This is a genomic window from Kribbella sp. NPDC049174 (assembly GCF_043197365.1).
In the GTDB taxonomy this organism is placed as follows: domain Bacteria; phylum Actinomycetota; class Actinomycetes; order Propionibacteriales; family Kribbellaceae; genus Kribbella.
In genome coordinates this window covers 51,043-77,145 of record NZ_JBICSZ010000001.1, presented here as the reverse complement: position 1 = coordinate 77,145, position 26,103 = coordinate 51,043, and the positions used below count along the sequence as shown (strand labels likewise).

The 26,103-nt window shown below is 68.8% G+C and carries 22 protein-coding genes; 5 read left to right on the top strand and 17 right to left on the bottom strand.

The window, feature by feature from the left end; all coding sequences use genetic code 11:
- Positions 1–28: 28 nt before the first annotated feature.
- Positions 29–289 (top strand): 30S ribosomal protein S20, encoded by a 261-nt coding sequence (gene rpsT, locus ACGFIF_RS00365; protein ID WP_012920011.1) that lies wholly within the window; start codon positions 29–31, stop codon positions 287–289.
- A gap of 129 nt (positions 290–418) precedes the next feature.
- Here the strand turns inward: rpsT and holA are convergent, their stop codons facing one another.
- Positions 419–1,402 carry a DNA polymerase III subunit delta gene (gene holA / locus ACGFIF_RS00360; protein ID WP_393149767.1) on the bottom strand — a complete coding sequence of 328 codons (984 nt, stop codon included), beginning with the start codon at positions 1,400–1,402 and terminating at the stop codon, positions 419–421.
- Positions 1,403–1,562: 160 nt separating this feature from the next.
- Here holA and ACGFIF_RS00355 point away from each other — a divergent pair, with 160 nt between their 5' ends.
- Positions 1,563–2,138, top strand: a complete 576-nt coding sequence (locus ACGFIF_RS00355; RefSeq protein ID WP_393149765.1) for an isochorismatase family protein — start codon at positions 1,563–1,565, stop codon at positions 2,136–2,138.
- On the opposite strand, the gene ACGFIF_RS00350 is transcribed toward ACGFIF_RS00355, so the two are convergent.
- From ACGFIF_RS00350 to ACGFIF_RS00340, 3 genes are all read right to left on the bottom strand, one after another.
- On the bottom strand, positions 2,130–4,640 hold the full coding sequence (locus tag ACGFIF_RS00350; RefSeq protein ID WP_393149763.1) for a ComEC/Rec2 family competence protein: 2,511 nt from the start codon (positions 4,638–4,640) through the stop codon (positions 2,130–2,132). The genes ACGFIF_RS00355 and ACGFIF_RS00350 overlap by 9 nt on opposite strands.
- Positions 4,627–5,541, bottom strand: coding sequence for a helix-hairpin-helix domain-containing protein (locus tag ACGFIF_RS00345; protein WP_393149761.1), 915 nt, complete (start codon positions 5,539–5,541; stop codon positions 4,627–4,629). The genes ACGFIF_RS00350 and ACGFIF_RS00345 overlap by 14 nt, the downstream gene beginning before the upstream one ends.
- 207 nt (positions 5,542–5,748) lie before the next feature.
- On the bottom strand, positions 5,749–6,591 hold the full coding sequence (locus tag ACGFIF_RS00340) for a DegV family protein (protein ID WP_393149759.1): 843 nt from the start codon (positions 6,589–6,591) through the stop codon (positions 5,749–5,751).
- A gap of 53 nt (positions 6,592–6,644) precedes the next feature.
- On the opposite strand from ACGFIF_RS00340, the gene ACGFIF_RS00335 reads away from it, so the two are divergent.
- Complete coding sequence (locus tag ACGFIF_RS00335; RefSeq protein ID WP_393149757.1) at positions 6,645–7,175, top strand: pyridoxamine 5'-phosphate oxidase family protein; 531 nt, start codon at positions 6,645–6,647, stop codon at positions 7,173–7,175.
- A gap of 696 nt (positions 7,176–7,871) precedes the next feature.
- Here the strand turns inward: ACGFIF_RS00335 and ACGFIF_RS00330 are convergent.
- The 5 genes from ACGFIF_RS00330 to ACGFIF_RS00310 all read right to left on the bottom strand — a co-directional run bounded on the left by ACGFIF_RS00330 (position 7,872) and on the right by ACGFIF_RS00310 (position 14,688).
- Entirely contained in the window at positions 7,872–10,433 is a 2,562-nt protein-coding gene (locus ACGFIF_RS00330) for an ATP-binding protein (RefSeq protein WP_393149755.1), read from the bottom strand.
- 179 nt (positions 10,434–10,612) lie between these two features.
- Entirely contained in the window at positions 10,613–10,819 is a 207-nt protein-coding gene (locus ACGFIF_RS00325) for a hypothetical protein (RefSeq protein ID WP_393149753.1), read from the bottom strand.
- Positions 10,820–10,920: 101 nt separating this feature from the next.
- Positions 10,921–11,340, bottom strand: coding sequence for a YjbQ family protein (locus tag ACGFIF_RS00320; protein ID WP_393149751.1), 420 nt, complete (start codon positions 11,338–11,340; stop codon positions 10,921–10,923).
- A 71-nt stretch (positions 11,341–11,411) separates the two neighbouring features.
- Positions 11,412–13,892, bottom strand: a complete 2,481-nt coding sequence (leuS, locus tag ACGFIF_RS00315) for a leucine--tRNA ligase (RefSeq protein ID WP_393149749.1) — start codon at positions 13,890–13,892, stop codon at positions 11,412–11,414.
- A gap of 160 nt (positions 13,893–14,052) precedes the next feature.
- Entirely contained in the window at positions 14,053–14,688 is a 636-nt protein-coding gene (locus ACGFIF_RS00310; protein WP_393149747.1) for a TetR/AcrR family transcriptional regulator C-terminal domain-containing protein, read from the bottom strand.
- Between the two features lie 81 nt (positions 14,689–14,769).
- Between ACGFIF_RS00310 and ACGFIF_RS00305 the strand changes: the two genes are divergently transcribed.
- The gene (locus tag ACGFIF_RS00305) at positions 14,770–15,222 is read left to right on the top strand and encodes a hypothetical protein (RefSeq protein ID WP_393149745.1); all 453 of its coding nucleotides are present in this window, start codon (positions 14,770–14,772) and stop codon (positions 15,220–15,222) included.
- A 48-nt stretch (positions 15,223–15,270) separates the two neighbouring features.
- On the opposite strand, the gene ACGFIF_RS00300 is transcribed toward ACGFIF_RS00305, so the two are convergent.
- The 6 genes from ACGFIF_RS00300 to ACGFIF_RS00275 all read right to left on the bottom strand — a co-directional run bounded on the left by ACGFIF_RS00300 (position 15,271) and on the right by ACGFIF_RS00275 (position 21,930).
- On the bottom strand, positions 15,271–16,131 hold the full coding sequence (locus ACGFIF_RS00300; RefSeq protein ID WP_393149743.1) for a trypsin-like serine protease: 861 nt from the start codon (positions 16,129–16,131) through the stop codon (positions 15,271–15,273).
- Positions 16,132–16,245: 114 nt separating this feature from the next.
- On the bottom strand, positions 16,246–17,136 hold the full coding sequence (locus tag ACGFIF_RS00295) for a helix-turn-helix domain-containing protein (protein ID WP_393149741.1): 891 nt from the start codon (positions 17,134–17,136) through the stop codon (positions 16,246–16,248).
- Positions 17,133–17,900 carry a phytanoyl-CoA dioxygenase family protein gene (locus ACGFIF_RS00290; RefSeq protein ID WP_393149739.1) on the bottom strand — a complete coding sequence of 256 codons (768 nt, stop codon included), beginning with the start codon at positions 17,898–17,900 and terminating at the stop codon, positions 17,133–17,135. Before ACGFIF_RS00290 ends, ACGFIF_RS00295 begins: the two co-directional genes overlap by 4 nt.
- Positions 17,901–18,032: 132 nt before the next feature.
- The gene (locus ACGFIF_RS00285; protein ID WP_393149737.1) at positions 18,033–19,799 is read right to left on the bottom strand and encodes a GMC oxidoreductase; all 1,767 of its coding nucleotides are present in this window, start codon (positions 19,797–19,799) and stop codon (positions 18,033–18,035) included.
- Positions 19,799–20,692, bottom strand: a complete 894-nt coding sequence (locus tag ACGFIF_RS00280; protein ID WP_393149735.1) for a hypothetical protein — start codon at positions 20,690–20,692, stop codon at positions 19,799–19,801. Before ACGFIF_RS00280 ends, ACGFIF_RS00285 begins: the two co-directional genes overlap by 1 nt.
- Before the next feature lie 242 nt (positions 20,693–20,934).
- Positions 20,935–21,930, bottom strand: coding sequence for an endonuclease/exonuclease/phosphatase family protein (locus tag ACGFIF_RS00275; RefSeq protein ID WP_393149733.1), 996 nt, complete (start codon positions 21,928–21,930; stop codon positions 20,935–20,937).
- Between the two features lie 152 nt (positions 21,931–22,082).
- Here ACGFIF_RS00275 and ACGFIF_RS00270 point away from each other — a divergent pair, with 152 nt between their 5' ends.
- Complete coding sequence (locus tag ACGFIF_RS00270) at positions 22,083–22,697, top strand: hypothetical protein (RefSeq protein WP_393149731.1); 615 nt, start codon at positions 22,083–22,085, stop codon at positions 22,695–22,697.
- An 83-nt stretch (positions 22,698–22,780) separates the two neighbouring features.
- Here the strand turns inward: ACGFIF_RS00270 and ACGFIF_RS00265 are convergent, their stop codons facing one another.
- Positions 22,781–23,788, bottom strand: a complete 1,008-nt coding sequence (locus tag ACGFIF_RS00265; RefSeq protein WP_393153597.1) for an ABC transporter substrate-binding protein — start codon at positions 23,786–23,788, stop codon at positions 22,781–22,783.
- Positions 23,789–23,819: 31 nt separating this feature from the next.
- Positions 23,820–26,102: a glycoside hydrolase N-terminal domain-containing protein gene (locus ACGFIF_RS00260; protein ID WP_393149729.1), complete on the bottom strand. Its 2,283-nt coding sequence runs from the start codon at positions 26,100–26,102 to the stop codon at positions 23,820–23,822.
- Position 26,103: the final 1 nt, after the last annotated feature.

Here is a 26,103-nt window from a genome sequence, read left to right as displayed (position 1 = left end):
CGCACACACCTGATCGAGGCTCTGCTCCGTGGCGAACATCAAGTCCCAGATCAAGCGCAACCGCCAGAACGAGGCTGCGCGACTTCGCAACAAGTCGGTGAAGTCGACCCTCAAGACGGCAGTTCGCCGCTTCCGCGAGGCCGCCGACGCCGGCGACTCCGCGAAGGCGCAGGAGCAGGCCCGCGTGGCCGCCCGCCTGCTCGACAAGGCCGCCAGCAAGGGCGTCATCCACGCCAACCAGGCCGCCAACCGGAAGTCGTCCATCTTCAAGAAGGCCGCCTCCCTCTAAGCACCGCCAAACGATCGGCCGACCCCCGGGACAGGCCGATCGTTTTTGCGTACCCAGAACCCAGCTGGCCCGACGTGTCCAGCTGGGTTCTTGCGTGCGTGCGGGAAGAGGCTTGCGTGCGGGATGAGGCTAGCGGCGGCCGTGGGAACGGCTGACGGTGATGACCATGCGCTCGAGCGCGTAGCCGGCGTCACCGGAGGCGCCCTTCACGTCGGCGTCGGCTTGGGCTACCGCCTTGATCGCGGTCGCCAGGCCGCCGGGCGTCCAGCCGCGAGCCTGCTGCTTGAGCTGCTTCAGCTTCCACGGCGGTACGCCGACCTCGCGAGCCAGATCGGCCTCGCGCAGACCGCCGGGCGCGCTGGAGAACTTCGCGAGTCCGCGCAACCCACCCGCCATCGCACTCGTAACGAGCACCGGTGCGACCCCACAGTCCAGCGCCCAACGCAACTGCTCGAGCGCCGGCTCCGTCCGCCCCGCGATCGCCGCGTCCGCGACCGCGAAACTCGTCACCTCCGCGCGACCCCCGAAGTACTGCCCGATCAGCTCCGCCGTGACCGCCTGGCCGCCCGAGTCCGACACCAGCTGCGAACACGCACCCGCCAGCGCCCGCAGATCATGCCCGACCGCATCGACCAGCGCCGACGCCGCCCGCTCGTCCACGGTCCCGCCGTGCAGCCGGATCTCCCCGGCCACGAACTGCGGCAACTCCCACGTCTTCGGCGCGGTCGCGACCACCTCGTTGACCGATGCCTTCCGCAACTTGTCGAGGACGGCCTTGCCCTTCTGCCCGCCGGAGTGCACCAGCACAACCAGTACGTCGTCCGAGGGCGCGCCGGCGTAATCGATCAAGTGCGGGGCCATCTCGGCCGGCAAGTTCTCCAGCGACCGCAGCACCAGCACCCGCTCACTCGCGAACAACGACGGCCCGGTCAGCTCCGCGAACACCCCGACATCCAGCGTGACCGCGTCGACCTCAGTCGCCTCGACCTCAGCGCCACCCTTCGACACCGCCGCGATCGCCGACCGAACAGCCCGATCCGCCAGAAACGCCTCAGCCCCGGTCACCAGCAGCACATCGCCCAACTTCGGCGCAGAACCCCTACGAGCAGCCACGCCGCCAGCCTCCCACACCCCACCGACAACCCCACAAACCACCGTGACCAACTCGCAGGTCGCCAACTCGCAGGTGGCCACGCCACCCAACCGCTGCCCCGCCACGAACCGGCCCGCAAATGCGTTGGAGGGCGGCGGGACGAGCCGGGAGGATGGCCGCATGACCACAGCTGCATCTCCCGTCGAGGCGCTCATCGTCGTCGACGTCCAGACCGCTTTCGTTTCGGGTGCGAACCCGGTGCCCGACGCGGCTCGCCTGCTCGAGCGGGTGAACGATCTCCTGGACCGCGCACGGCAGGCCGGGGCGCTCGTCGTACACCTGCAGAACGACGGGGCACCCGGCGCGGACGACGAGCCGAACACTCCCGGCTGGGAGCTGTACCTGCCGGTCAAGTCTGGGCCGAGTGAGCACGTGATCCGCAAGCCCAAAGACGACGGCTTCGACGGCACCCCTCTCGGCGAGGTCCTCGTCGGCGCAGGTGTGCGAGCGGTTGCCATCTGCGGGCTGATGTCGGAGATGTGTGTGCAGGCAACCGCACGCACAGCCCTCGCCCGCGGGTACCGAGTCGCCCTCCCCCACGACGCCCACGCCACCTACGACGTCCCCGCAGTCCCGGACGTCAGCGACGTCGTGCCGGCCCACGTCGTCTCCCGAGTGGCCGCCTGGGCGCTCGGCGACCAGCCCGAGAACACAGTCCCGGCCAAGGCCGTCACCTTCACCAACGCTTCAGCGTGAGAGGGCTTGCTGGTTGGTGGTGAGGGTCAGATGGTTGTTCGGGTTGGTGATGGTCAGGGAGCCGTTGGTGAGGGTGGTGGCGGTCCGGGTGGATTGGTGGGACAGGAGGTCGAGGGTTCTTGGGGCTGGGTGTCCGTAGTCGTTGTCTCGGCCGGCGGAGATGAGGGCGAGGCGGGCGTCGGTGGCGGCGATGAAGGCAGGGTCCTGTTGGGCGGAGCCGTGGTGAGGGACCTTGAGTACGTCCGCGCGGAGGTCGGCACCCGTGGCGAGGATCGCGCGTTGGGACTCGGGTTCGAGATCGCCGGTCAGGAGGATCCGGAGGCCGGAGACCTCGACCATCATGGTGATGCTCGCGTTGTTCTCCGGCGAACCCTCGTCGGTGGAGGTCGCTGCGGTTCCGGGCGGCGGCAGCGCCGGGACGCGGGCCGGCCACAGCGTGGTCCAACTGAGCGACCCAACGACGCGCTTCTCCTGGTAGGTCACCGTGCGCAGACTGATGCCGTGATGCGACGCGAGGTCGACGACCCGGTCGTACTCCGCGGGCGGCGAGAAGTACGGCGTTACCTCGATCTCGTCGACCCGCCGATCCTTCAGTACGCCGGCCAACCCGCCGGCATGATCCGCGTGGAAATGACTCAGCACCAGGACCGGGATGTACTCGACCCCGAGGTCACGCAGGCACCGATCCATCGCGGCCGGATCGGGACCGGTGTCGACGACCACAGCCGCCTTGTCGCCTGCCCGCAGTACCAGGCCGTCTCCTTGCCCCACGTCACACATCACGAAGAGCCAGTCGTCGGGCGGCCAACCGATCGAACCGACCGGACGCAGTACGACGACCGCCAGCAGGACCACCGCTAGCACCATGGCGATCGGGCGAGCCAGGATGCGGTGCAGGCCGAAGACGAGCGCGATGCACAGCAAGGTCAGTACGGCGACTCCCACCGCGGTCGCCGGCCAGGCGTTCGCGGCACCGGGGAGATCTGCGCCTTCGCGGGCGATGAGGATGATCCAGCGAGCCGGCCACCCCGCTGCCCAGCCGACGAGGTGGGCCGCCTCCGAGCTCAGCAGCGCGACACCGGCCGCGGTGAATCCGAGGATGGTCGCCGGACCGACGGCCGGACCTGCCAGCAGATTGGCGCCGACGGCAACCAACGACACCTCTCCGGACAACCAGGCGACGACCGGCGTACACGCGAGTTGCGCGGCCAACGGACACGAGATCGCGTCGGCCAGCCACACCGGCATCCACCTGGCGAGCGCATCCCGCCAGCCCGGGCCCAGCAGCACGATGCCCGCGGTCGCCAGCACGGACAACGCGAACCCGGCCGACCTCGCGAGCGACGTGTCCAGGAGCAGTAAGCCGATCACCGCGAACGACAGGCTCCGCACGGCGCGACGACGCCCTCCACCGCTTGTCATTGCCGCCAACGCGATCAGGCCCATCGCGGCCGCGCGGAGGACGCTGGGTTGAGGTCTGGCCAGGATCACGAAGACGACGACCGTCATCAGGCCGATCGCGGTCAGACCACGCGCACGTACGCCGATCAGCCGGGCGAACGGGAGCACGAACGCCAGTAGCAAGGTCAGGTTGGTGCCGGAGACCGCCGAGAGGTGGGTCAGGCCGGTTGTCTGGAAGTCCTCGGTGAGGTCGGCGGGCAGGCCGGACTCGTCGCCCATCACGAGCGCGGGAACGAGGCCGCGTACGTCGTCCGGCTGGCCGGCGACGGACTCGCGGAGACCGGCGCGGACCTTCTCGGCGGCGCGCAGCCACCAGGGTGGTTGGTCCACGATCCGAGGAGCTGAGCGGATCGAGAGCATCGCAGCGACGTCCGATCCGCGCTCGACTGCCTCGAGCCGACCGTTCGCGTCGACCCGCTGCCCGAACCGGACGTGCTGCCATTGGGTCGACCCGATCACGAAGACCGGCGTACGCACTCGGGTCACGCTCCCTCGTGCTCGCACCTCCTCGATGGTTGCTTTCACCACCACGTACGGCGGGCGTCGGCTGCCGGGACTTCGCCGTACGGATGGATCACCGTCGACCTTCAGCCTCACGCCGACCGATGCGCTCTCCGCCGCCAGCCCTGTTACCGGCCCGGCCCGCAACCCCTCGACTTGCAGCCCGGCTGCCAGCCCCATCCCCGCGACTACAACCAGCACCCCCACCGCAGCCCAGCCGACCTGCGTTCGAACGGTGCCGCCAGTCGTCGGGGGCTCGTTGCGGGAGCGGCGCAGCGGTCGTGACGGGTGATCGCGGTGCACGTGGTGCAGCAGAGGCAGCGCGCGGACGAGGACGAATACGAGGATGAGGGCAAGGGTGACGGCGATGGCTGAGGTGAGCACACCGACGAGCGGTCGGTGGGCGATTAGCAGAACCGCCGCCAGCCAACCTGCTGCGGCCGGGACCAGCAACCGCACGTCAAGCGGCTCGCCCGCCTCCTCAGCCTCCTCCCCCGTCTCCTCGGGCTCGGTGGGGTCGGTGGGGTTAGAGGCGGACATGGGGTTTGAGGGAGTCGAACTTCTTGGGGCCTACGCCGGGGACCTCCTGGAGTTGGTCGATGGTGGTGAAGGGGCCGTTCTGGGTGCGGTAGTCGAGGATTCGTTGGGCCAGGACGGGGCCGACGCCGGGGAGGGTGTCGAGTTGGTCGAGGGTGGCGGTGTTGAGGTTGACGGGTGTGCCAGGTGGTGCGGCGGATGGGTTGGGGGTGGTGCCTGGTGCGGTGGAGGCGGGGCCGGGTGGGGTGGGTTGGCCGACGAGGATCTGTTCGCCGTCGGTGACCTCGCGGGCGAGGTTGAGGGTGGTGAGGTCGACGCCGGGGAGCGGGCCGCCGGCGAGGGTGAGTACGTCGGCGACGCGGGAGCCGGTGGGCGCGCGGACCAGGCCAGGGCGGCGTACCTTGCCGGCGACGTGGACGACGACGGTGGCCGCTGCCTGACCGGGCGCGCCGGGTGACGGCTGGACGCCGGGTGTTGGCTGGGCGCCGGGTGAAGGCTGGACGGCTCCAGATGGTTGAGGGCCTGTAGATGGCTGGGCGCCGGGGCAGGGCTGGCCGTTGGGGCACGGTTGGGTGACGGGGGCGCCGGAGGTGAGGGTGGTGGGTGGGCGTGCGTCGGGGAGGGTTTCGGGGCGGGCGCGGAACACTGACCAGGCGGCCCAGGCCAGACCGATGGACAGTACGGCGGCCAGGACCACGACGTGGCGTGGTGACAGGGTCCAGCGGGCACCACGTAGTCGCTCGGGCCGGACGGCTTCGGGGATCCATCCACCTCGCACCTCCTCATCACGCTCCTCCAGTTCTCTATCGGCTTCGTCGTGCCGACGTGCGTGGGCGGTGAGACGCGCCAGCGCACGCTCGCGCGCTCCCGGGTCGGGGGCGGCGGCACGGCGGAAGACCTTCACGCCAGAGAAAGTACGAGTCTGCCGACGTGCTGGGACGTCGAATTCAGACCTGTGGAAATCGCCGGGAAGGTAGGCGCGAGGCGCCGCGGAGTGGGTGGAGGGGTGGGCGCAGGCAGGGGCAGGGCGCAGCACAGGGTCGCGAGGCGGGAGGCGCGGGACTGGGCGAGGCGGGGGCGCAATGCCGGGCTGGACGGCGCCGGGTGCGGGTTAGCGGGGAGCTATTACTACGGCGAGGAGGCCCGGGCCTACGTGGGCGCCGATGACGGCGCCTACTTCTCGGAGGACTATTTCGTCGGCTTGGGGGAGGCGTTCGGCGAGGCCGTCGGCGAGGGTGTGGGCCTTTTCGAGGTTGGCCAGGTGGTGGACGGCGACCTGGACGGGGCCGTCGCCGGCTCGTTGGACGGCTATGTCGGCGAGGCGGGCGATGGCGCGGCTCGAGGTGCGGACCTTTTCCAGCGGGACGATCCGGCCGCTGCTGATCGTCAGCAGAGGTTTGACGGCGAGCGCCGTACCGAGGAGGGCTTGGGCGGCTCCGATGCGGCCGCCGCGGCGGAGGTACTCGAGGGTGTCGACGTAGAAGTACGCCGAGATCGACGCCATCCGGACCCGCGCCGCGGCCTCGACGGCGGCCTGGTCCTCCCCCGCCGCGGCGCACGCGGCAGCGGCCAGGACCGGGAACCCGAGTCCCATCGCGATGGAGCGGGAGTCGATCACCCGGACCGGGATCGGCGACTCCTTCGCGCCGATCATGGCGGCCTCGACCGTCCCCGACATGTCGCCGGAGAGGTGGATGGACACGACCGACTCGGCTCCGGCCGCGGCACAGGCGGCGTACGCCTCCGCGAAGGTCTGTGGCGCCGGGCGACTGGTGGACACCGGCGTGAAGGTCTTGAGCGCCTCCGCGACCGCGTCGGCCGAGGTGGCGCCGTCGTCGTACGACGTGCCGCCGATGACGACCTGCACCGGTACGACGGTCAGCGGGAGGCGGAGCACCTCGTGCGTGGACAGACCGGCCGTGGAGTCGGTGACGACGTGCACGCGGGCTGACATGCAGTGAGGTTACCGGACAGTTTTTGTCGGCGCGCGGTGTCAGACTCCAGAAGATGAGGGAGACAGCAGCGGAAGTCGCCAAACTGCAGCAGCTCCTGGATGCCGTGTATCCACGGGCGACGGAGCATCTGCGCAGCATCATCAGGGGTCCCAACCAGCTGGATGCCGACGCCATGGTGCGGATCCTGACCGGCATGCGCGTCCTCAACCTGGCGACCGTCACCGCGCGTGGCGAGCCACGGATCAGTGCGGTCGACGGGCACTTCCTCCACGCTCGGTGGGTGTTCACGACGGCAGGCTCGGCCGCGAAGGCGCGGCATCTCAGCGTCCGACCGGCGGCCAGCGCCGCGTACGTCGACGCGGAGCGGATCGGCGTGTTCGCCCACGGGCAGGTGGAGTTCCTGACGCCGGAGCACGCGGATTTCGCGGAGATCGAGGAGTACATGGTGAAGCACTACGGAGACTCGCCGTCGAGCTGGGGTCCCGACATCGTGTACTGCCGGCTCCAGCCGACCTGGATGGTCGGGTACGGCGACAAGGCCACCTTGCTGGCGGCAGGGGTGGAGAAGAAGCGGAAGAAGTAGCCCACAAAGGCAGCGAGGTGAAGGCCACCCCTCCGGGGCCTTCACCTCGCTCTGCTGACTTCGCCTGTGAGTCAGCTCTTCACCTCACTGCGCTGACGTCCCCTGTGCGTCAGCACTTCACCGCTGCGTCGACCTCCCCTGTACGCCGACGCCGTGCTGACTCCCCCTGTTGTCAGCCGAGTTCAGTCCTCGCCGAGCTACTCCCCGTGCCGGTTCCGCGAAAGACCGGCCTGACCGCGAGCTCGTCGAGGTCCCGGGAGGCCCCAGCGGCTGACCCGCCGGCGGGTGACCAAACCCGCCGGCTTCCCCGTGTCAGCCGGACCGGCACTCGTCCCCTGTGTCGTGTGCCCGGTCCAGTGCTGGGACCCCGCCCCGGGTGTGGTGCCCTGACGGCGCACGGCACCCGGTTCAGGCAGGACAGATCCACACGAGACAGCACCCCGGAGCTCTCGACAGCCGATCGGCGCCCCCACCGTCCGGCCGCCGGATGCCCTCCGCGTCGCCTCCCCCAAGCTGGTCGGCAGTCCAGCGCAGCACCATGGCCTCATCACGGTTCACCGCCCATTTCTCTGCCTGTGCCCGGCTTCGGACTCTGCTTCGTGGAACCTGTCCTACGGCTGTAATTCTTCGGCCGGCAGGCATGTCAGGACGAGGCAGAAGTACCGGCAGTTACCCGGCAGCTTCAGTGAATGGGCGTCATGAAAGAGCGGTGAGTACGTCGTTCGCCAGCCGCAGCACCGCGGCCGCGGGGTCGGGCTCGGGCCAGCCGTCGGCGACCGCAGCGCTCTCGCAGGACTCCTGCAGGATCGCCCACGCGGTAGGCAGCATCGGCGGGTCCATGGTCTGCTGCCACGCCAGCAACTGACCGCACAAGGCATCGCCGGCCGCAGACTTCCCCAGCGCGTGCAGCACGGCCACGGCCTCAGGCAGTACTTCGAGCAGGTACACGACCCGGCCCTCGACCAGGAGCCGGTTGACCGCGTCCCGGATGCACAACCGGGCTTGCTCCACGTCATCGGCGTCGCGGGCCAGTCGGGAGCGATAGAGCATGACCAGGTAGTCGAAATACCCCCGGTGCCCCCGGATGTCGGCGTCCGCGTCGTCGAGTAGCGCCCGCGCCTCCTCGTACCGGCCCTCGTGGTACTCGACCATCGCGAGGCAGCCGGCCACCTTCGTACGCTCCGGGTCGTCGGAGGCCTGGCTGTCGCGCGCGAGCTTCGCCCAGCGCCGCGCCTCGGCCAGGTTGCCCAACTCGAGCTCCACCCGGCTGAGGGCCATGTAGGCGATCTCGTCCGGGTAGACGCCCGGGTTGACCAGTGCGGCCTCCCAGGCGAGCAGCAACTCCTTCGCCTCAGGCAGGCGCCCCCAGCGCAGCAGCGCGAGGGCGCAGCTGGCTTGGACGGTCGCGGACCGCTGCACGTCGCCGTGTTTGCGTGCGTCCTCCACGAGTCCCGGGATCTCGGCCAGGCTCTGTGTGTCGAGCAGGTGCGAGCCGGACGACACCCACCCGCCTCGGGCGACCAGACCCATCTCTGTCTCGCCAGGGATGAGCTGACGCGCCTCACCGTAGTACCGCCGGGCGCCACGTACGTCGCCGGTCAGACTGGACAGCCGGCCGGCAATGGCCAGCAGCCTGCCGCTCACTTCCTTGTCCGCGACATTCTCGGCGCACAGGGTCGCCCAGCGGATGCCACTCTCGGCCACGCTCGCCTGGTACTGCCACGCGATCCGGAACCCGAGCACGATCCGCGCAGCCACGTCCCACTGCTCCAGCTCGGCCGCACGTTCCAGCGCCACCTCGAAGAGCGCGGAGTTCGCATGCGCGGCCCGATAGCGCCGGTCACGGTCGGGCGAGGACCAGGCGCCACCGAGTCCGTCGACGTACGTCGAACACCACACGACCGCTCGATCCCGGAACTCGATCAGGTCGTCAGCCTGCGACGACAGACCTGCGTACGCGTGCTCCCGGATCGTCTCCAGCAGCTTGTAGCGAGCGCCGTACAACTGCTCGAACTCGGTCACCGGCTGCAGCAGCGACTTGTCCACCAGCTCGGCCAGCAGCATCGGTACGTCGGCCGCGTCGATCGGATCGCCCGTACACACCCCCGCCACCGCGTCCAGCGTGAACGGCGACCCGAGCACCGACGTCCGGTACAGCAACTGCCGAGCGGCGTCCGACAGCGCGTCCACACTCCACGCGATCGTGTCAGCCAGCGTCCGCTGGTGCGGCGCTCCGAACCGCCTCGGCCCCGACAGCAGGCGGAACCGGTCGTCCAACGCGGCCAGTATCGTCTCGACCGACAGCGACCCAGCCCGCGCGGCCGCCAACTCGAGCGCCAGCGGCAGCCCGTCCAGCCGGCGGCACAGGCGTGCGACGGTCGGAGCGTTGTCCTCAGTCAGCTGGAAGTCGGGTCGAACTCGAGCGACGCGCCGGCAGAACATCTCCACCGCCGGGCTGGCCGCGATCTCTTCGAAGTCTTTGTCGTTCGCCGGTACGCCGAGCACCGCCACCCGCCGGACCACCTCGTCGGGCAGGCCGAGCGGGATCCGCGACGTCACCAGTACGCCGACGCCCGGGAAGCTGCGGACCATCCGGTTCGCCACCGTCGCGACCCCATCGAGCACGTGCTCGGCGTTGTCCTCGACGATGACCAGGTCCCCCGGCTGGCGGCCGGACAGTACATCGTCCAGGTCCGACGTACCGGGTGCTGTGCCGAAGGCGTCCAGAATGGCCGACGGTACGGCGGCATCCCGCTGGACGGTCGTGAGGTCGACGACCACGACGGTCGTGTCGGCACCGGAGAACCGGTCGGCCGCGGCGAGGGCGAGCTCGGTCTTGCCGACACCACCCGGGCCGACGAGCGTGACGAGCCGGTTCTGCCGCAGCAGCGTCTCTAGCTCCAGCAACTCCTGCTCACGACCGACGAGACCGTCGGGAATGGGCCTGGTGCCGCGCCAGCGCAGTCCGGTCGGCGCGGGGTCGGCAACTGCGATGACCGGCCGCACTGTGCCGTGCCCGGCCGCGGCGAGGAAGCGTCCGGCGTCGCCGTCCTGCAGACCGAGTGCAGAGCCGAGCAGCCGGACGGAGTCCTTGCGGGGCCGCGCCACCCGGCCGGCCTCCAGCTCACGGATGGTGCGCACGCTGAGCCCGGCGCGGTCGGCCAGCTCCTCCTGCGAGAGCCCTGCCTGAACCCTCAAGTCGAGCAAGAGATCGGCGAAACCCCGCCGTCCCTCAGCCCGGCCATCCGTGTCCGACAAAGCCCGTCACCCCTCTTGAGCCTCACGTTCCCGTCACAACATAGCGTGACAGGGGCGTCCGTGCCGGGGACGCCCGGTGAGCGGGATGCGGCGCGGGTCACACCAGACGGTTGATGAAGGCAACGAGTTTGGTGCAGGATGCAATTACTGAAGGTGCAGAAAAACGCCCAACAGCTATTTCAAGCGGTTGCGCGAACCGAGGGTTGTTCATTTTCACCGGTGTAAAGGGAAAGGACCCCGGTCCAGTCGTCGAGTCGGGCGCTGGTGTCGGCCCGGCCGGTGTCGGCGTTCAGCAGGCTCCCGTCACAAATACCACGCGTGGCGCGGATCAGGAGTTCGGTGCCAAGCCCCACCCACTGGGCCCGAAGGGTTTCAAGCGCTGCCATGCCGGCAATTCAAGCGGAGTCGTGTTTCGCATGCGTAACGCAACCCGCAACATCACGATAAGTCACAAGAATTCCGGAACGCCTTGTTACCCGGTGGTCCATTAACCGGGCAGCCAGGAAAGCCGGACCTGCCGGCGTGGATTGTCGACGTTGGTGTCGACCAGGCAGATGGACTGCCAGGTGCCGAGCATCATCCGCCCGTCCAGCACCGGGACGCTGGCAAAGGGAGGCACCAACGCGGGCAGCACGTGGTCGCGACCGTGGCCCGGGCTGCCGTGCTTGTGATCCCAGCCGAAGTCGCGCGGCAGCAACTGCTCGAGCACCGCCAGCAGATCGGTGTCGCTACCCGCACCGGTCTCCAGGATCGCGATCCCGGCCGTCGCGTGTGGCACGAACACGTGCAGCAGTCCGTCACCCTGGGCCTGGTGGGCCTCACGGGCGACGAACTGCTCGCACCTGCTCGTCAGGTCGAAAACGACCTCGGTACCGCCGGTCGCGATATCGATCAGCTCAGAACGCATCTGAGCAGACTAGTCCGTGTCTGACAATCCCGCGCCGCCGCGCAGGAGGCGGGGATTACCAGACGTCGACCTCAGGCCGGGACGATGTTGACCAGTTTGGGCGCGCGGACGATGACCTTGCGGACACCGCGGCCGTCCAGAGCCTTCTGAACCGCGTCGGACGCCAGCGCCAGCTGCTCCAGGTCGACGTCGCTGATGTCCGGGGATACCTCCAGCCGGTCCTTCACCTTGCCGGCGATCTGAACCACGCAGGTGACCGTGTCCTGGACCAGCAGTGCCGGGTCGACCTTCGGCCAGCCGGCCTTGGCGACAGTCGGCTCGTGGCCCAGCGTCTCCCACATGTCCTCGGCCGTGTACGGCGCGACCAGGCTCAGCAGGATCGCCACCGTCTCGGCCGCCTCGCGGACGGCCGGATCGGCCGCACCCGGGCCGGCGTCGACCGCCTTCCGGGTCGCGTTCACCAGCTCCATGATCCGGGCGACCATCACGTTGAACCGCATCGAGTCGATCAGCTCGGCCGCGTCGGCCACCGTCCGGTGGGTGATCTTGCGCAGCTCGACGTCACCGGTCGCGGGGTCCGAGCCCACCGGCGCCCCGACCGATCCCGCCAGCCGCCAGGCGCGCTGCAGGAACTTCAGCGCACCTCCCGGCGACATGTCGGCCCAGTCGATGTCGTCCGCGGGCGGACCGGCGAACACCATGGTCAGCCGGACCGCGTCGACGCCGAACTCGTCGATCTGGTCGCCCAGGTTCACGCCGTTGCCCAGCGACTTGCTCATCGACTTGCCCTGGTTGATCACCTGGCCCTGGTTCAGCAGCCGGGTGAACGGCTCGACCGCGGTCAGCAGACCCATGTCGTGCAGCGCCTTGACGAAGAAACGCGCGTACAGGAGATGCAGTACGGCGTGTTCCTTGCCGCCGACGTACTGGAACACCGGCATCCAGCGCTCGGCCGCCTCCGGGTCGAACGGACCCTCGGTGTAGTCCGGCGACAGGTAGCGCAGGAAGTACCAGGACGAGTCGACGAAGGTGTCCATCGTGTCGGTGTCCCGCTCGGCCTTGCCACCGCACTTCGGGCAGTCGACCTCGACCCACTCGCGGGCGGCCGCCAGCGGCGAGACACCCCGCGGCGCCAGGTCGGCACCGCGCAGGTCGGGCAGCTCCATCGGCAGCTGGTCGTCCGGGACCGGGACCTCACCACAGGACGGGCAGTGGATGATCGGGATCGGGCAACCCCAGTACCGCTGCCGGCTCAGCAGCCAGTCGCGCAGCCGGTAGTTGATCGTCCGCTCGCCCAGGCCCTTGCTCTCCAGCCAGTCGCTGATCCGCGCCTTGGCCTCGACGACATCCAGCCCGTCCAGGCTGACCTCGTCGTTCGCGCTGTTGATCGCCGGGCCGTCACCGGTGTACGCCTTGCCCTCGAAGTCGGGCGCCGGCTGCACGGTCCGCACGATCGGCAGGCCGAACTTCTCCGCGAACTCCCAGTCCCGGGTGTCCTGGCCGGGCACGGCCATGATCGCGCCGGTGCCGTAGTCGGCCAGCACGTAGTCGGCCGCCCAGATCGGGATCCGCTCACCGGTCACCGGGTTGATCGCGTACGAGCCCAGGAAGACACCCGTCTTCTCCCGCTCGGTGCTCAGCCGCTCGATCTCGGTCTCGGACTTGACCGCGGCCAAGTACTCGTCGAAGGCGGCCTGCTGCTCGGGCGTGACCAGCTCGGCGGCCAGCTTCGCGTCGGGCGCGACCACCATGAAGGTGGCGCCGAACAGCGTGTCCGGGCGGGTCGTGAACACCCGGATCGGCTCGTCCCGGCCCTCGACCTGGAAGGAGGCGAAGGCGCCCTCGGACCTGCCGATCCAGTTGCGCTGCATCAGCAGGATCTCTTCCGGCCACTGCAGCAGCTCCATGTCGTCCAGCAGCCGCTGGGCGTACTCAGTGGTCTTGAAGTACCACTGGGTCAGCTCACGCTTGGTGACCTCGTGCCCGCACCGCTCGCACCGGCCCTGCACCACCTGCTCGTTGGCCAGCACGGTCTGGTCGTTCGGGCACCAGTTCACGTACGACGCCTTGCGGTATGCCAGCCCGCGCTCGTAGAACCGCAGGAACAACCACTGCGTCCACCGGTAGTACTCCGGGTCGGACGTGTGCAGCCGGCGCGACCAGTCGAAGCTCAGGCCGTACCGCCGAATCGACTCCGCCTGGGTCTCGATGTTGGCGTAGGTGTACGTCGCCGGGTGCTCGTTGCGCTTGATCGCCGCGTTCTCGGCCGGCAGCCCGAACGAATCCCAGCCCACCGGGTTCAGCACGTCGTACCCCTGCTGGAACCAGTAGCGCGCCAGGACGTCGTGCAGCGCGAACACCTCGGCGTGGCCCATGTGCAGGTCGCCGGACGGGTAGGAGAACATCGTGAGCGCGTACCGGCGCTCCGCCGAGCCGTCGTCACGCGTCTTGAACGGGTCCAGCTTCTCCCACACCGGCCGCCACTTGGCCTGCATCGCGTCGAAGTCGTACCCGCCCCGGTCGATAGGGGCGTCGTCCACCTGCTCGCTCACGGTCCTACTCCTGCTCGTGTGTTTGTTGAGCCTAAATCTGCCAGAGGCAGCTTCCAGAAATGAAAAAGCCCCTCACACAGGAGGGGACGCCGCACTGACCGGCGCTCTAGCGCCTGGATGCCAGTACGGCTAACTAAGGAGCAGGCTCACTCGCATGTGATCAGTCTAGCGGGTCAGGCCGGAGTCCGGACAACAAGGCATCGAGGGCGAACTCGAAGCGCGCGTCGGCACCCCGCGGAGTGGCCGCGCTCACCGCCTCGGCCAGCAGCGGGAACACGGCCGGATCCAGTGCTGCCAGGTGATCCACCGGGTCGTCCGCCGGCGCGGGCGCGGTGACCACGTGCCCGACGACGAAGCCGGTCACGGCGTACAGCACATCCAGCGCGTCGGCGGGCCGCAGACCAGCTGCCCGCATGCCTTCCAGGGCCGCCTCCATGACTTGCAGGTTCTGTGTGGTGACGGCGGGCCGCGACGCGACCAGGGCCACCACGTTCGGGTGCGCGAGCAAGGTGGTTCGCAGCTCACGCGCGTACGAACGCAGGCTGTCCTGCCAGGACCCCGACTCGAAGGCCGGCGGGGCGATCGGCGCGACGAGCAGTTCGACCAGGCCGTCCAGCAGCGCGTCCTTGTTCGGGATGTGGTGGTACAGCGTCATCGCCTCGACGCCCAATTCCGCGCCGAGCCGGCGCATCGAGAGCGCCTTCAGGCCGTCCCGGTCGGCCAGTTCGAGGGCTGCCCGGAGCACCGCCTCGCGGGTCAGCCCCACGCTGTGGCCAGGGGTACGGCGGCCAGGCATCGAAACTCCCTCGGTTGGATGATTCTTACGACGTAAGATTACCGCGGATTGGAATCTTACAGCGTAAGAATGGAGATCGCGATGACCACCATCGCCGCACCACCCCGCTCGCCGGCCTACGTCAAGAAGGCGCTGTACGCCGGCCTGGCGCTGACCCTCATCGCCACCCTCGCCCCGCTGATCGACCTCGTGACGGCCGACAGCATCGGCGACCACGTCCGGGCCGCCTATCCCGACTGGTCCGCCGATCTGGTCGCCAAGGACCGGAACGCCATCACCATCTACCTGGTGGCGGTCGGAGCCCTCGGCCTCGCGGGCTGGCTGTGGTCGATCGTGGCCGTGACCCGCGGCAAACGCCGGGCCCGTGGGATCAGCACCACGCTGTTCCTCATCGGCGCGACCGTCCAGCTGATCGGTCTGTCCATCGGCGGCGAGGCCTACACCACAATCGTGCCGACGCTCCACGGCGTCCTTGGCTTCCTGCCGTCACTCGCGGGCCTGGTCGCCGTCGTCGGCCTCTGGCGGCACAAGTAGGTGCCGCGACCCACTGAGACGGGTCGCGGCACCAGTAGTGCGGGACAATCAGCCGAGCGGCACGCCGAACGTCTTCAGCCAGTCCTGGACGACCTTGATGTCGATCCGCTGCAGACCGTCGAGGTAGCGGCAGTTCTGTGTGTAGCCGTAGCTGGTCACCGTCACCACGTAACCACCGTGGTACGTCGGTCCGCCGGAGTCACCGAAGCAGGTGCCGCCGGTGCCGCGGTTGTCGTGCTCGTTGCCGTTCACCTGCAGGATCTGCGGGGTAAGTTTCTGGCCAGGCTCCTCGGCCCAGCGGCGCAGCAGTGGGTACGACATCGGCGTGGGCTTCTGCGGGCCGGAGTCGGCCTTGCGGACCTCGGTCCCGTAGCCGACCGACGTGAAGATCGTGCTGTTCAGCTTCGGCTGCTGGTAGGCGTTCAGGTAGTTGGCCGGCGCGATCTTCGCCGGTGCGATGTTCGTCACCGGACGGTCGAGCACGATCACCCCGACGTCGTTCCAGTTGTTCAGGTCGGTGAAATCGGAGTACTGCGGGTGCGAGGCCGCCGTACCGGACTTGTAGCCGGCCTTCTCCAGCTCGGCCTGGGTGTAGCCCTTCGCCGGGTCCGTCGCGACCGGGAAAGGCGACGGCGGCTGCTCGGCGATGACCGAGTCGAACGTGACCAGCGTCTTGCCGAGTGTGCCCTGGGTGCAATGGGCCGCGGTCACCAGCACCGTCGGCGACACCAGGGTCGCCGTGCAGCGGAAGCGTCCGTCGGGCATGTAGAACAGGATCAGACCGACATTGGGATGGCCGTTCCCGTCCGGCTCGCCTCCGGTGATTGCGGATGCGGGCACCAGGGATGTGGCTGCGAGGCCGAGCGCCAGCGCGATGACGCCGGCGATTCGGCTGAGGCGACCCCTCATATGTCTCCTCCAGGAGTACGGCGGAAAATACCTGGGTGCATTTGAGCAGTCACCGTCTGCCCTGTCCAGACGTCAATTGACTACTCTCCGTGTCACATCGTTGGCAGAGGTGGTTCAGACGAACTCTGTGCCGCCGGCGCGCCGGTGCTCACCCGGCGTGCGTCCGTAGTGCCGCCGGAAAGCCGTCGAGAACGGGCGTACGTCGGAATAGCCGCAAGCGCGCGCCACCTCGGTCACGGTCACCGAAGGGTCCAGCAGCAACTGCGCGGCGAGCTCGAGACGCAGCCGGCGCAAGGTGGACATGATCGACGCACCCGTCTGCTGGTGGAACAGGCGCTCCGCGTGCCGCTCCGACAGGTGTGCGACCGCGGCCACGTCCCTGACGGTGATCGGCCGGGACAGGTTGTCGCGCAGGTGCCGCTGCATCGCCTCGACCACCAGAGGGCCGCGGTCACGCCGGACGGTTTCCACAGCCAGGTCGTCGTCGAGTGCGAAGGCGCGGGCGGTTTCCATGACCAGCGTGGCGCCGAGGGCCGTCAATGCTGTGTCGTAACCGGAGACCGGTGCCGCTGCTTCGGCGGCGAGCGCTGTGATGAGGGCCGGAAGTGAACCGGTGCGACGGGACATCACCGGCCCGTCGGCTCTGGTGAGACCTGACCACCAGCCAGGTTGATCGGAGCCCGGACGGAAGGTGAAGCCCCAGAAGGCGATGCCCAGCGGTTCTGACCGGCTGGACTCGATCTCGTGTACGTCGCCCGGGCGGGCGATGAACACCGACCCGGGCCGGACGTCGTACTCCGTGTCGCCCGAGTTGAAGCGGCCGGAGCCGGAGTACGCCAGGCAGATCTCGTGGAACGAGTGGCTGTGCCAGTAGTTGCGCCAGTACTCCGGCTGGTAGTGCCCCCAGCTCAGGAAGTCCGCACGGAACCCGTCGACCTCGCAGGACTCGAGCAGCCCCGCGAGGTCGACGAACCGGTCCGCGTCAGCGACATCCGCGAGGGTCAAACGGCACTCCTGCCGGTCGGGTCGACTCCACGAAGCATCATGCCCTGGCCGAGGGAGAAGTCGTGCGTCTTCACCGTCGGCGGGTCCGCCGGGTCGCGGTACTGGATCAGCCAGGTGGTCCGGGCCTCGTCACTCACGTTCACCCCGGACCCGTGCACGGTCAGGTAAGTGAAGAACAGTACGTCGCCTGCCTCGGCCGGCTGCGGTGTCGCAGACTCGAACGGTACGTCGGGCAGGTGGTACGAGCCCTCCGGGTCGTGCTCGCGCGGACCGTCCTTGTGGCTGCCCGGGATGACCCGGACACAGCCCTTCTCCTCCGGCGCGTCGTCGAAGTGGAAGATGGCCGCGCCGACCCGGTGGTACTTGTGCGGGAAGAACGGGTAGTCCTGGTGCAGCGGGAACGGCGACCCGTTCTCCGGCGGCTTCACGAACAGCTTGGTGTGGTGCAGCTGCACACCCTCCACACCCATCACCGCGGCGGCCACGTCGGTGAACCGAGGATCCACCAGCAGTCGGGAGAAGGCGGCGTCGTAGAACTGTGCGTCGTGCAGATGCTGCAGCTTCGTCGGCGCATCCGTCATGTCCCGGGCGGCGGCCCAGGTTGGGTCGTCAGACCGGTGCAACAGCTCCAGCAGGTCGTGGCTGCGCTTCCGGTAGTAGGCCGCTTCCTCCTTGCTGAGCAGGCCTTTCACCAGCATGAAGCCGTCGTCGGCGTACTGCTGAGCCAGCGTGGTCAGGTCCGCGCCGCTCGAAGTGATCGTCATCTCGAAGTCCTCCTGATCGGGTACTCCGAGCCTAGGAAAATCGGCGCCCGGACGGCAGGACCGCTCCGGACGCCGATGTTCGTCAAACGGACACTGTTCGATTCCTTCCCCACCCCACCGCCCCGGTCAGGCTCAGAGACCGAGCTGCCCCAACCGGACGCTGATCCGCGGATCCGTGGACACGACAGGGGAGCTCGAGCGCACCCACGGGTCGCCGCCGAAGTACGTCTGGAGAATCTTCTCCGCCGTCCGCGTCGCCAGCGCCTGCGACGTGAGCGTCGGGTTCGGACCGCCGAGGCCGTTCGACAGGGCGGAGTTGTCCGCCACGAACAGCCGCTTCACCGCCCGGGTCTCGCCGCGCGGATCGAGCACCGAGTTCTTCTCGGACGAACCCATCCGCATCGACGACTGCACGTGCAGGATCAGCGGTGCCCAGTCGATGCGATAGACCTTGCGAGCGCCGGCGCCGCGGAGCAGCTCGGTCGCCTTGCGGGCCATGAACTCGCGGTTCCGCAGCGTCCGCGCGGTCCGTTGCCGCTGCTTGAAGGTGACCTTCGGGATCGGCCCGATCTCGTCCGCGGGCAGTGCCGAGAGGGTGACCCGGTTCTGCGCCTCGACGTCGTCGTCGGTGATCACCAGCACGCTCAGCAGCCGATCCAGTCCGTGCGACAGAACCTCCTTCAGCTCCGGTCCCATCACTCGCCCGGCCGGCCCGTCCCACGGCCCGGACCGCCCGCGACCGTTCTTGTACTGACCGCGGATCCCGCTGTCCGACAAGGTCCCCGCGAACGCGGCCAACGCCGGCGGCAGGCCGACGTTCTCCAGGCCGCCGTACGGCGGGTAGTCCAGCCGCGCACTCGAGCCGACGCCCTTCGGGTTGCCGGTGTAGTCGTCGAAGACACCGAACACCCAGTCGAAGAAGTGATCGGTGTAGCCGCGGCCGACCCAGCCGTTCGGGTTCGGCAGCCCGCTGTTGAACCAGAGCCGCGGGTTCTCCGTGCAGCCACCCGACATCACCACGACGCGAGCGTCTTCACGATGCTCAACACCCTGGGCCAGCCACGTCACCCCAGTGGCCGTCAGTACGCCGTGCCGCTTCTCGGTGTGAACCCGGGTGACAAAGGCATCCGTGATCAGCTCGATCGGCCGCCCGGAAGACCACACCTCGGCCGTCAACGCCATCGGCACGTAGCTGTTGTCCGTCGACCGCTTCGCGAACTGGTTGCGCGGAGCACCGTTCGGCCGCATGCAGCCCTGGAAGCAGTAACCGCAGAATGTGCACCCGGTCGCCTTCGGATAGACAAGCAGATCCGAGGACGACGTCTTCCCCGCCGTCCCACCCGGCTGCAGGATCGCGTTCTCCTGTGGCCGGTACGACGGCCGATGCGTCGTCTTCGTGGTCTGCACCGGCAGCCCGAGGGTCTCGGCACCGCGGAAGAAGGTCTGCTCCTTGTGGCCCATCGCCGCCGTCATCACCGGCATGGTCGCCTCGACCCATTCGAAGTACGGCACCATTTCGCCGTACGTGAACGGGAACCGGTGGTCGACGTCGTACCCGTTCTTGTCGGCGCCGTCGTACCCCTCGAAAACACCCGGGTACGCGCGCGGGTAGTTGCCGTAGAAGTGTTGCGTGGTGCCGCCGACGCCGGACAGCTGCCAGACGAAGGAGTTCTGCGGCCACTCCCGGAACCAGCCCGGCTTCGTGCGGTCCGACGGACCCCAGCGCAGGTAGCCGGTCAGCGGGTTGTTCGCGTCGTCCTCGAAGGTGGTCCACTCCTCGCGAGGATTGGCGTGCCGCGGCCCGGCCTCGAGCAGCAGTACGTCGAGACCCTGAGCGGCCAGCTCCTTGGCCACCACCGGGCCACCGCCGCCGGCCCCGATCACGATGACATCGCGCATCAGTCGCTCACCTTCTGCCGACCCTGGTAGTACCCGATGAAGTCGTCCCAGCCCTCGACCGGGCCGTTCGGCTGGTAGCCGGTGTGGCTCCACCCGACCGGCCGCGCCCGCAGCGTGCGGCTCACCTTGTCGTAGACGGCCGATTCGCCGTACGCGCCGAAGGTGGCGAACTCGATCAACGCGCCGCCGACGAACTTGAGGAGCCCGGACACCGACGCCTTCAACGGCTCGGGGAACTGCACATCCAGCAGTGCGACCAGGTCGGAGTCGGTCCGCTCGATCAACTCGAACGCCTGCGCCTTCTCGGCGTACGACAGCCGCGCGAACGGCGACAGGTGCGGCCCGTTCACCGCCAGCGGGTTCACCTGGGTCGCCATCAGGTTCAGCAGCCCGGCGATCGGGAACGACAGCGGCATCGCCTCGTCGCTCTGCAGGTACGCCGCCAGCGCCCGATCCAGCCGACGGAGCTCGACCGGGAGCACTTCGAGACCCGGCAGCGCGATCCCCGAGTCGGCCAGGCCGGTCACCAGAGCGGCCCCGACCGGCTGGGCGACCGCGTCCGGGAACGGGACGAAGTTGTCCAGGGAATTGATGATGAAGTCGCTCGCACCGGCCTCGATCGCACCCGGCGTACTGCTCGGCGTCCCCTGCGTGCGGGAGTACGCATCGGGGCCCGGCATCGCGAACACCGTGAGCCCGTTGAGAGTGTCGCGAGCGAGGGCGGCGAGGACCGGCCGGATCAGGTCCACCGTCGTCGGCAGCAACGGATTGGTGGCGGCGTCGGCGGGCGCCAGCAGGCTGCGGGCAACGAGCCCACCACCGCCGAGCGCCGCGCCGAGCACCCCGATACGCGCCAGAAAGGCTCGTCTGGACAAGACTTGTCCGCGGACCATGCGTCCTCCGTGGTGGGACCAGTGGGCTACTGGTCTCACAACGAGCCGCACCGACCGCGGTTACTGCTCCGTGTGCGCGTCCATCGGTACGACGATCGGCCGCAGCCGGGCCCAGAGCGGGAACCGGCCGATCGTTGCTGCCGGCATCGGTGTGGCGGCGGGAGACCGAGGGCATCGCCGACTAACCCTTACGTCCGAAGATGTGTGGCCTAGAGGCCACACATCTTCGGACGTTACGGCGGTCAGATGCGGACCTCGGCCACCACCGGGCGGTGGTCGCTGCCGGTGGAGCTCATCACCCAGGCCTTCGTCGGCGTCACGCCGCGCACCATGATGTGGTCGATCCGGGCCATCGGGAACTCGGACGGCCAGGTGAACCCGAACCCTTGGCCGGCCGCACCCTGCGCCGAGCGCAGTCCGGCGGTCAGCGGGGCCAGGCTGCGGTCGTTCGCCGTCCCGTTGAAGTCGCCCATCACGATCACGCCGGCCAGTTTCTCGTCGGCGATCTGCCGGCCGAGTGCCTTGATCGTGTCGTTGCGCTGGTCCGAGGTGAAGCCGCTGGTGCCGATCCGGACGGACGCGAGGTGGGCGACGTACACCGCCACCTTGCCCTCCGGCGTACTCACTTCGGCACGCAGTGCCCGCGTCCACTTGAAGCCGACGTCGACCGACTTGCTCTGCGCCACCGGGTACTTCGACCACAGCGCCACCGTGTCCCGGGAGACCTCGTACGGGTACTCGTCGGCGAACGCGGCCTTGTAGATCTTCATGTCCGCCGCGGTGATCTCCTCGAGCGCCATCACGTCGGCGTCGGCCGCGAGCAGATCCTGCGCGGTCTTCTTCGGATCCGGGTTCGCCGCGTCGACGTTGTGCGACAGGACCCGCAGGTCGTACGCGCCGCCGCCCTTGCCCGGGATCAGCAGGTTCCCGAACATCAGGCCCCACACCACCGCGGGCACCAGCAGGGCGACCCCGGCGATCGCCGAACGCCGGACCAGCGCCGCCACTGCCAGCACCGGGACGGCGAGGCCGACCCAGGGCAGGAAGGTGTCGAGCAGGCTGCCCAGGTTGCCGAACGAGTTCGGCACCCAACGGTGGAACAGCAGCGGCAGCGCGGACAGCACCGCGAGGACGGCGATCACCCAGCCGCGGCGCCACTTACTGCCCTTGCGGCGCCGCCGGCGTGCGGTGGTCGTCGGCGGCTTCCGGGAAGCGACGGCGGTCTGGCGGTCCGGCATGGTGCGATTGTTGCGGACTCCCGGCCCGGACCAAAGTCCGCACCTGGTCGGAGAGAGCTATTTCATCCCTAGGAAGGACCGTTCCGGGCCGAAATGAGTAGGGTTCTGTGAGGATGCTGGTGCGAACAGCTGATGCCGCCGACAATGCCGGTATGCCGCCTGCGCAGACCAGCGAGCCCTTCGTCGTGAAGCGACGCGGCCTCGGCACGACCAGGACGATGCTGTACCTGGGCTCGCTCGTCTTCGGCCTGATGATCCTGCTCACCCTGTTCTGCGTCGTCTTCGCGGTGGTGCAGGACAAGCCCATCCGCGAGCCGCTCGAGGCCGTCTGGTTGTCCTGGGGCGGGATGCCGCTGATCCTGGCTGTCGGGCTGCCGGTGCTGCTCCTGGTCGGCCTGGTCACGACCGCCGAGGAACGGCACGAAGGCGACCAGGACGACGTCCTGCTGTCGATCGACGAGACCGGCGTCTACCTGGGTGGCGACCAGCCGCGCACGATCCCCTGGCGCGACGTCCGCGGCATCTGCCGGATCGAGCGACGCGACCTCAACGGCGAGGACGCGGAGGCGTGGTACCCGTATCTCGTCGTGCTCCGGTACGACGACGACGCCCTGCCCCGGAGCTCGAAGGCCTGGGGACCGTCGAAGCAGTGGCCCGGCACCTACGAGATCCTCGGCCGCCCCCTCCCGTACGACGACCTGGTCGCAGCCGTCGCCCGCTACGCACCCCACGTCCAGGTCACCGACCGAGGAAGAGTCCCGGACTGACCCTTGGCCCCGAGCAGTTTCTCCACGTCTTCTTTCCACCCCCACCCCGGAGCGAAGCGCAGGGGCGGGCGCACGTCCCGTCGTCAGCCCTTCGCGGCGAGGAGCTTCTCCAGGTCGGACAGGACGTCCATCGCGCCTAGAGGGCCGAGGCCGAGGAACCACACTTCGTCGTCGACCCGGGCGACCTGGGCGTTCTTGACCGCCGGGAGGGCCTTCCAGAGGTTGCCGTTGACAACTACGTTCTCGGCGGTGGTCTCCGGCTTGCCGTAGCTGGAGTAGAAGATCCAGTCACCGTCGGCCTGCGAGATGTTCTCCTGCGACACCTCGACGGCGAGGTCCTGGACGTCCTGGATCTTCGGCCGGGGCAGCCCGATGTCCTTCAGGATCACGCCGATGAAGGACAGGTTGCCGTACAGCCGGATCTCGGCCGGCCGGAACCGGACCAGTGAGATCGTCGGCGACCCCTGCACCTTCGCCTTCACCTCGTCGGCGCGCTTCTGGTAGTCGTTCAGGATCCCGTCGGCCTTGTCCTCCTCGCCGACCGAGTCCGCGACCAGCAGGAAGTTCTCCTTCCACGGGAACCCGGGCCGGATGCTCATCACCGTCGGCGCGATCGCGCTGAGCTTGTCGTACAGGTCGTTCGCCCGCAGCTTGCTGCCCAGGATCAGGTCCGGCGTCAGCGCGGCGATCGCCTCCAGGTTCAGCTCGCTGATCCCGCCGACGGTCTTGATCCCTTGCGCCTTGTCCGCCAGGTACGACGGCACGCCCGCCTGACCCGCCGTCGTCGCCATCCCGACCGGCGTGATGCCGAGCGCCAGGACGTCGTCGAGCTCACCGCTGTCCAGGACGACGATCCGCTCGGGCTTCTTCTCCAGCGTGGTCTCGCCCAGCGCGTGCTTCACCGTCCGCGGGAAGGCCCCCGGCTGCGCGGCCGACCCCAGCTTGGCGGTCTCCTCGTCAGCGGTCTTGAACAGCCGCCCGCCGGTCGCCACTTCCGTGTCACCGACGCCGGTGTCAGCACTCCCGGTTTCCTTGCCGCCACATCCGGCCAGCACCAGCAGGGCAGCCGTAACGGCTATTACGATGCGCATTTTCACGGACGTGAGAATACAACAGCTTTGGTTAGGCAGCCCTAACCAGGTCCACCTGCTGACCCGCCTCCAGCGAGACAGTCCGCTCTCCGGACGGCAAGGCGATCCGGTACGTACCGGACTGTGAAGCACGCACCGAGGCGGCGGTGAGAACCCCACTACGCCAACTCACGTCGAACACCAGCCCACCGCGAGCCCGAAGGCCCCGGAACGAGCCGTCCGGCCAGTCCGCGGGCAGCGCCGGGAGCAGGCGGATGGTGTCGGTGTGGCTCTGGATCAGGAGTTCCGGGATGCACCCGGTCATGCCGAAGTTGGCGTCGATCTGGAAGATGTCGCCGTCACGGTGCAGCAGGTTGTCCGAGACCAGCCGGCTCAGGTAGTCACGGATCACCGCGGACGCCTTCTCCGGCTCGAACAGCCGAGCCCAGAGCGCCACCAACCAGGCGGCCGTCCAACCGCCGTTCGTCGCGTCCTTGGTCCGTAGCTCCAGCGAGGCACGGGCTGCCGCTGCCCACTCCGGCGTACGCGTCGGGTCGATCTCAGCCCCCGGGTAGAGGCCGTACAGATGCGACTGGTGGCGGTGGTCAGGCTCGGACGGCTGCCAGTCCGTCGGCCATTCGAGCAGCCGGCCGTCGGTCGTCGTACCGATCTCTGGAAGGCGCTCGCGGGCAGCGCGAGCACGGGCGGCCAGGTCGGTGGTGAGGCCGAGCGCGGCCTCGGCTTCGGCGAGGTTGGCGAACAGTTCGCGGATCAGCCAGATGTCGTACGTCGAGGTGAGGTCGACCGAGGCCTTGTCGCCGGAGGGCAGGACGAAGTGGTGTTCCGGTGCGGTAGACGGGATGAACTGCAACCGGCTGTCGCGGTCCTCGACCAGCATCGACAGCACGAAATCGGCCGCGCCGGCGATCAGCGGATAGGCCCGGTCGCGGAGGAAGTCCAGGTCCTGCTGGAACCGGTAGTGCTCCATCAGATGCGCGGTCAGCCAGACGCCACACGTCGCGCACATCGACCACACCGGATCGTCGCCACCCTCGCCCACTGGCCAGGTCGCGCGCCAGATGTCCGCGTTGTGGTGTGACACCCAGCCGGGCGCGTCGTACAGGATCCGGGCGGTCTCGGCACCCGAGTCGGCCAGGCCCTCGAGCAGGTCGGTGAGTGGATCGAAGCACTCCCCCAGGCCAGTGAGGTCGGCGGGCCAGTAGTTCATCTGGGTGTTGATGTTGTTGGTCCAGTCACTGGCCCACATCGGCCGGCGGTCCTGGTTCCAGATGCCTTGCAGGTTTGCTGCCTGCGTCCCGGGGCGGGAGGACGCCATCAACAGGTAACGGCCGAAGTTGAACATCAGCGCGACCAGGTCCGGATCGTCGCCACCGGTCGCAACCGCCTTGATCCGCTCGTCGGTCGGGAGCTCAGCGGACTCGCCGAGCCGCAGCTCGGCGCGGTCGTACAGCTCCACATGATCGTCGACGTGCCGCTGCCGAAGCTTGTCCAGGGCAACTTGGTTGATCAGCTCTGTTGCCTCGCGCAATGCCACCAGCGGGTCCCGGCCGGGCGGCACCGACCATCCGGCGAAAGTACTTGCCGCCGACAACACCACGGTCAGACTGTCGGCTCCGCGGACCGCGATGCCCGCGGCGCTGACGTCGGCGGTGCCGCCGGTGTTGTGTGCCCGCAGCGCGGCACCGAACCCGATGCCGCGACCTTCCTCGTAACGGATCGGGTCCGGACTCTGCCGGTACTCGATCGTGAGATCCGAGGGAGCGTGGCCGACGACCCCATAGATGTCGTCGGCAACTTCCACCCGGACCGGATGCTGACTGGTCAGCTCGAGGTCGAGATCGATCGACCCCGGCTGGTCCGCCGTGATCGTCCACACCATCACCTGGTCCGGCGTGGACACGTACGTCTCCCGGCGGAACCGCACGCCGTCGACCGTGTAGTCGACGGCGGCGGTCCCCGTGCGGAGGTCCAGGCTCCGCCGGTAGTCCTGTGGCTCCCCGGACGCGACGATCAGCAGGTCGGCGAGCGGTTGGTACGACTCGACCAACGGACCCTGCAGTGCCCGGGTCCGCTCGGTCGCCGCCAGCTGATCACCCTCGTCCAGCAACAACCGCCGTACGTCGGCCAGCGTCTTCGGACCGTCCGTCACGGTCAACGTGCGCGGACCGTCACCCGACCAGACGTCGTCGAGGTTGAGCGCGATCCGCTCCTCGTCGACCCGGCCGAACACCTTGGCACCAAGGTGACCGTTGCCCAGCGGCAACGCCTCGAACCAGTCAGGGGCGGGGGTGCGGAACCACAGTTCGTGCGACATC

Excerpts from the sequence above, each read along its gene's own strand:
- ACGFIF_RS00290 (WP_393149739.1), bottom strand. The coding sequence starts at position 17,900 with ATGACGATCACTTCGAGCGGCGCGGACCTGACCACGCTGGCTCAGCAG.
- ACGFIF_RS00350 (WP_393149763.1), bottom strand. The coding sequence starts at position 4,640 with ATGTCCGCCTCTAACCCCACCGACCCCACCGAGCCCGAGGAGACGGGG.
- ACGFIF_RS00265 (WP_393153597.1), bottom strand. The coding sequence starts at position 23,788 with ATGCGCATCGTAATAGCCGTTACGGCTGCCCTGCTGGTGCTGGCCGGA.
- ACGFIF_RS00320 (WP_393149751.1), bottom strand. The coding sequence starts at position 11,340 with ATGCGTTCTGAGCTGATCGATATCGCGACCGGCGGTACCGAGGTCGTT.
- ACGFIF_RS00280 (WP_393149735.1), bottom strand. The coding sequence starts at position 20,692 with ATGGTCCGCGGACAAGTCTTGTCCAGACGAGCCTTTCTGGCGCGTATC.
- ACGFIF_RS00275 (WP_393149733.1), bottom strand. The coding sequence starts at position 21,930 with ATGCCGGACCGCCAGACCGCCGTCGCTTCCCGGAAGCCGCCGACGACC.
- ACGFIF_RS00305 (WP_393149745.1), top strand. The coding sequence starts at position 14,770 with ATGACCACCATCGCCGCACCACCCCGCTCGCCGGCCTACGTCAAGAAG.
- ACGFIF_RS00300 (WP_393149743.1), bottom strand. The coding sequence starts at position 16,131 with ATGAGGGGTCGCCTCAGCCGAATCGCCGGCGTCATCGCGCTGGCGCTC.
- ACGFIF_RS00325 (WP_393149753.1), bottom strand. The coding sequence starts at position 10,819 with ATGGCAGCGCTTGAAACCCTTCGGGCCCAGTGGGTGGGGCTTGGCACC.
- ACGFIF_RS00270 (WP_393149731.1), top strand. The coding sequence starts at position 22,083 with ATGCCGCCTGCGCAGACCAGCGAGCCCTTCGTCGTGAAGCGACGCGGC.
- ACGFIF_RS00310 (WP_393149747.1), bottom strand. The coding sequence starts at position 14,688 with ATGCCTGGCCGCCGTACCCCTGGCCACAGCGTGGGGCTGACCCGCGAG.
- ACGFIF_RS00355 (WP_393149765.1), top strand. The coding sequence starts at position 1,563 with ATGACCACAGCTGCATCTCCCGTCGAGGCGCTCATCGTCGTCGACGTC.
- ACGFIF_RS00335 (WP_393149757.1), top strand. The coding sequence starts at position 6,645 with ATGAGGGAGACAGCAGCGGAAGTCGCCAAACTGCAGCAGCTCCTGGAT.
- ACGFIF_RS00260 (WP_393149729.1), bottom strand. The coding sequence starts at position 26,102 with ATGTCGCACGAACTGTGGTTCCGCACCCCCGCCCCTGACTGGTTCGAG.
- ACGFIF_RS00285 (WP_393149737.1), bottom strand. The coding sequence starts at position 19,799 with ATGCGCGATGTCATCGTGATCGGGGCCGGCGGCGGTGGCCCGGTGGTG.
- ACGFIF_RS00340 (WP_393149759.1), bottom strand. The coding sequence starts at position 6,591 with ATGTCAGCCCGCGTGCACGTCGTCACCGACTCCACGGCCGGTCTGTCC.